General features: G+C 66.9%; 5 protein-coding genes. 2 read left to right on the top strand and 3 right to left on the bottom strand.

The genetic code is table 11. The features are described from left to right. On the bottom strand, positions 1-326 hold a 326-nt coding region (locus tag AC5P1B_RS35535; protein WP_493892166.1), incomplete at its 3' end, for a DUF5933 domain-containing protein. 330 nt (positions 327-656) lie between these two features. Between AC5P1B_RS35535 and AC5P1B_RS35530 the strand changes: the two genes are divergently transcribed. Continuing rightward, a complete protein-coding gene (locus AC5P1B_RS35530; protein WP_493892165.1) occupies positions 657-1,538 on the top strand; it encodes an NAD(P)H-binding protein in 882 nt (293 codons plus the stop codon). A 267-nt stretch (positions 1,539-1,805) separates the two neighbouring features. Here AC5P1B_RS35530 and AC5P1B_RS35525 read toward each other — a convergent pair whose 3' ends face one another. Beyond that, positions 1,806-2,003, bottom strand: a complete 198-nt coding sequence (locus tag AC5P1B_RS35525; protein WP_493892164.1) for a hypothetical protein — start codon at positions 2,001-2,003, stop codon at positions 1,806-1,808. Positions 2,004-2,020: 17 nt separating this feature from the next. Further along, entirely contained in the window at positions 2,021-2,566 is a 546-nt protein-coding gene (locus AC5P1B_RS35520; protein WP_493892163.1) for a winged helix-turn-helix domain-containing protein, read from the bottom strand. 279 nt (positions 2,567-2,845) lie between these two features. On the opposite strand from AC5P1B_RS35520, the gene AC5P1B_RS35515 reads away from it, so the two are divergent. Then, positions 2,846-3,412, top strand: coding sequence for a hypothetical protein (locus AC5P1B_RS35515; RefSeq protein ID WP_493892162.1), 567 nt, complete (start codon positions 2,846-2,848; stop codon positions 3,410-3,412). Positions 3,413-3,440 lie beyond the last annotated feature (28 nt).

The following is a 3,440-nucleotide window of genomic DNA, read 5'->3' as shown; positions in this document are numbered from 1 at the left end:
GCGCCGTTGCCGAAGGTCAACCTGGCGTCGACCGCCCACCGCACCAGCAAGAAGACGACGTCGATGCCGACCGCGGCACCAAGGGCGATGAACCGTTGCCGCCAGGTGAGCACCACCATCATCAATGCCATAGCGGCGTACAACAGCGGACCCGATTTGGGGGCGAATACCACCTCTCGCGCCTGGTTGGTGATCGGCCCCGGCAGACCGTACCGGCGCGCGGCGATCTCCAGCACGATAAGGAATCCGAGGGCCACCACGCCCACCGTGGCCCACAGAATTACCCGTGGTTGTCGCCATGCGGCGAATACAGACCTGTAGTTTATTCGCGAGAATTTTCGCGATGCTCTAGATATCAATTGCTCGGCCGATTTGGTAGGTGTTGGTTAAATAGCTCATTCTTCGCGCTGGATGGCTTGCTTTCCCAGTGAAGGCCATGCGATCAGGGCGATCGTGGTGAGTTCGGCTGTGCGGTCGGACGGTGTGGGTCGGTTTCGCTGGTCATGGGTGGCGCGAAGGTCGGTCGATCCTACGCCCGATGGTGAAGCGTCTCGGGATGACCGTGAAACTCTCGACCTCCGGCGGGCGCCGAAGGCGTCACGGGTCACCCAGTGGCTCCTACCCTGCGAGTGAGCCACCGATGAGAGGAAGAAACCGTGCAGATCGCTGTCACCACCCCGACGGGAAACGTCGGCCGCCACCTGGTGGCCACACTGGTCCGCGCCGGGGTCCGGCCGCGCGTCTTGCTGCGCGACCCCGGCCGACTGGCGCCCGAGGTCCGAGACGAGGTGGATGCCGTAACGGTCGACCAATACGATGCCGAGGCGGTGGTCGCCGCCACAGGTGATGTCGACGCGCTGTTCTGGGTGGACCCGACCACCGACAGCCAAGACCCCCTCGCCGACTGCGCCCGCGCCACCCGCAGCGTGGTCCGCGCTGTCACCGAGAACCGGATCGGCCGTGTCGTCTTCCAAAGCAGCGTCGGCGCCGAGAAACGTCACGGTGCCGGCGAGATCGACGGCCTGGCGCACACCGAGACCGCCCTGGACGGCACGGGCGTCGACGTCACCCACCTGCGCTGCGGCTATTTCTTCACCAACCTCGAACTCCAACTCCAGGCCCTGCGGGCCGGCACCCTCCAGGTGATCCTTCCGCTCGACCAGCCCATGGCCTGGGTGGCGCCGCGCGATATCGCCGAGGTCGCCGCCACCCGCCTGCTCTCTCCCGCCTGGTCCGGACGCTGCGTGCAGGCGGTTCACGGGCCGGCCGATCTCACCTGGCGGCAGGTCGGCGAGATCCTCGCCGCCGCCACCGGTCGGCGGATCGGCGTGGAACGGATCACCGACGAGGCCATGCGTGCACAGCTGCACCAGGTCGGGATGTCCGACGCGCTGGTCGAGGCCGTGCTGGGGATGTCGACCGGCCTGCGCGAAGACTTCGTACCCGAACAGCGCCGCACCCTCCAGACCACCACCCCGACCACCCTCGCCGCCTGGGCCTACGACCATCTCCGCCACCAGATCACCGACGCGTCGTAAGCAACGTGGCCAGACAGCAGCGGCTGCACCTCCAAGAGGTCCTGGAAACCTGCCTCTGGAAACGACCTCGAACGTCACGAGCATCAGCACTCGGTTCCAGAATCGTTGAGCCAGCAACGACAGGGGGATGGGTCGACGACGAGCTGTGGGCGGTGATCGAGCCACTGCTGCCCAAGGTCGAGCGTCGGGCCCGGGCCCAAGCGGCCTCCTGAAGGAACTGCGGGCGGGCGTACCCCGCCAACTGGAAGCCGAGGCGAAGCTCTGAAGCTACCGCTGGGTTGCCTGTCCGCTGATGTCCGCGCCCAGACTCTCGGGCTGTGACCGGGTGTCGCTGGAGGGGACAGCTTGCCGGACGACGAGGGCGGCGATGAGGCACACGGCTCCAGCGACTGCCATTCCGGATGAGGTGCCGAGAGCCGCCATCAGTCCGGTGGCAGCCGCCAGCGTGAAGGTTTCCAGGCTCATCCGCCCCCGCGTCGGGATCAGCGACTGGCCGCTCTCGTCCGCGAAGCAGATGTGGGCGCCCAGGTCGTGCGCGGTACTTTTACCCGCGGCGACACCTCGGCCTTCCATATCTCGATGGCCGCCTCGTCCCGCTCCAGCGCCCGGCGGACGGGCACCTGGCAGCTCCAACCGTGCCGCTTGAGCAGCCGCCACACCCCTTGGACGGTGTAGCCGACGTGGAACATCCGGCCGATCAGCAGCTTGACCCTGGCCAGCGTCCAGCCCTGGTGCTCGTCATCGAAGCCGTGCACCAGCGGCCCCCGCTTGAGCTCCGCCTCCAGCCGCTGCCACTGCGCCAGCGCAAGCCCTTCGGTTGACATCGGCCCCGCCGACGCCAGCGCCGCCGTACCTCCGCGCTGCCAGGCCGCCCGCCACCGGCGCACCGACCGGTCCGTCACCCGTAGCACCACCGCGATCTGCGCGGTGCCCGCGTCAGCCTCGAACCACTCAGCGGCCTCCAGCCGCACGGCCTCCCGCTTCCCCTGCTCAGCGGGCGTCAGCCCGCCACCCTGCGCATACCGCATGCTCCGGTCGTACCGCAGGGATCACGACCCGTCACCCCAGCCCGAACATCGCGGATTCAAGCTGAGTAGCCCAGAACCACCACCAACCACGAGGAAGAGAACCGTCATGATCGGCACCAATGATCTGAAGGTCGGCGACACGGTCGACGCCGGATCATGGTGCCGCCGATGTCGCACTGAGGGAGTCGCGCTTCTTTCGGGGAATGTGGCGAGGGTATCTATTCATCAACTACCGTTGCTCTAGCAGGAGATAGGCGTACCCAGGGGCGGGGGAAGCGCATGGCGAAGGCCATGAGGTGGCTGATCACCGTCCTGGTTATCGCGGGCGCGGCTGTCTGGGCGCTCGTGCAGCTGTTGAGAGGACACCAGGACGCGAGCAGCACCCCCTCCATCGTGTCCGTGGTGCTCACGGCCATGAGTCTCGCCCTTGCGCTGGGCGGTTGGGAGGCGGCCCGCAAGGCCCTTCCACAGCGAGATGACGGGCTGACGCACGCACAGAACGCTGCGGGGACACTGGCGAAGAGAGTCTTGGCCGCCGAGGAGAAGCAGTGCCGCGCTCTGATTGGCAGGGACGAAGAACAACTCACTCTTACCTTCACTCAACGTGATCCTGACGCGATCCCCGGCACAGGCCCGCCACGCGGGCAGGCCGCGGGCAGCAGTCCCTCGACAAACGTAAACGTCCCCGGCATCGCTGAGTACTACCGGGCCTGTTCGAAGCCTCGCCTCGTCGTCACGGGAGCCGCCGGCGCGGGAAAGACGGTGCTATCGGTGGAGTTGGTGCGCGGCCTTCTTAATACTCCAGTCGCAGTTCGGTATCACCGCTGGTCAGGGCCGGGTTTCTGAGTGTACTCGGCTGATGTGCCGTCATGTT

The sequence above is a fragment of the Streptomyces sp. A01 genome (assembly GCF_059026195.1).
The sequence above is the reverse complement of the archived record's forward strand: the minus strand, read 5'-3'. Positions and strand labels throughout refer to the sequence as shown.

Excerpts from the sequence above, each read along its gene's own strand:
- AC5P1B_RS35525 (WP_493892164.1), bottom strand. The coding sequence starts at position 2,003 with ATGAGCCTGGAAACCTTCACGCTGGCGGCTGCCACCGGACTGATGGCG.
- AC5P1B_RS35515 (WP_493892162.1), top strand. The coding sequence starts at position 2,846 with ATGGCGAAGGCCATGAGGTGGCTGATCACCGTCCTGGTTATCGCGGGC.
- AC5P1B_RS35520 (WP_493892163.1), bottom strand. The coding sequence starts at position 2,566 with ATGCGGTATGCGCAGGGTGGCGGGCTGACGCCCGCTGAGCAGGGGAAG.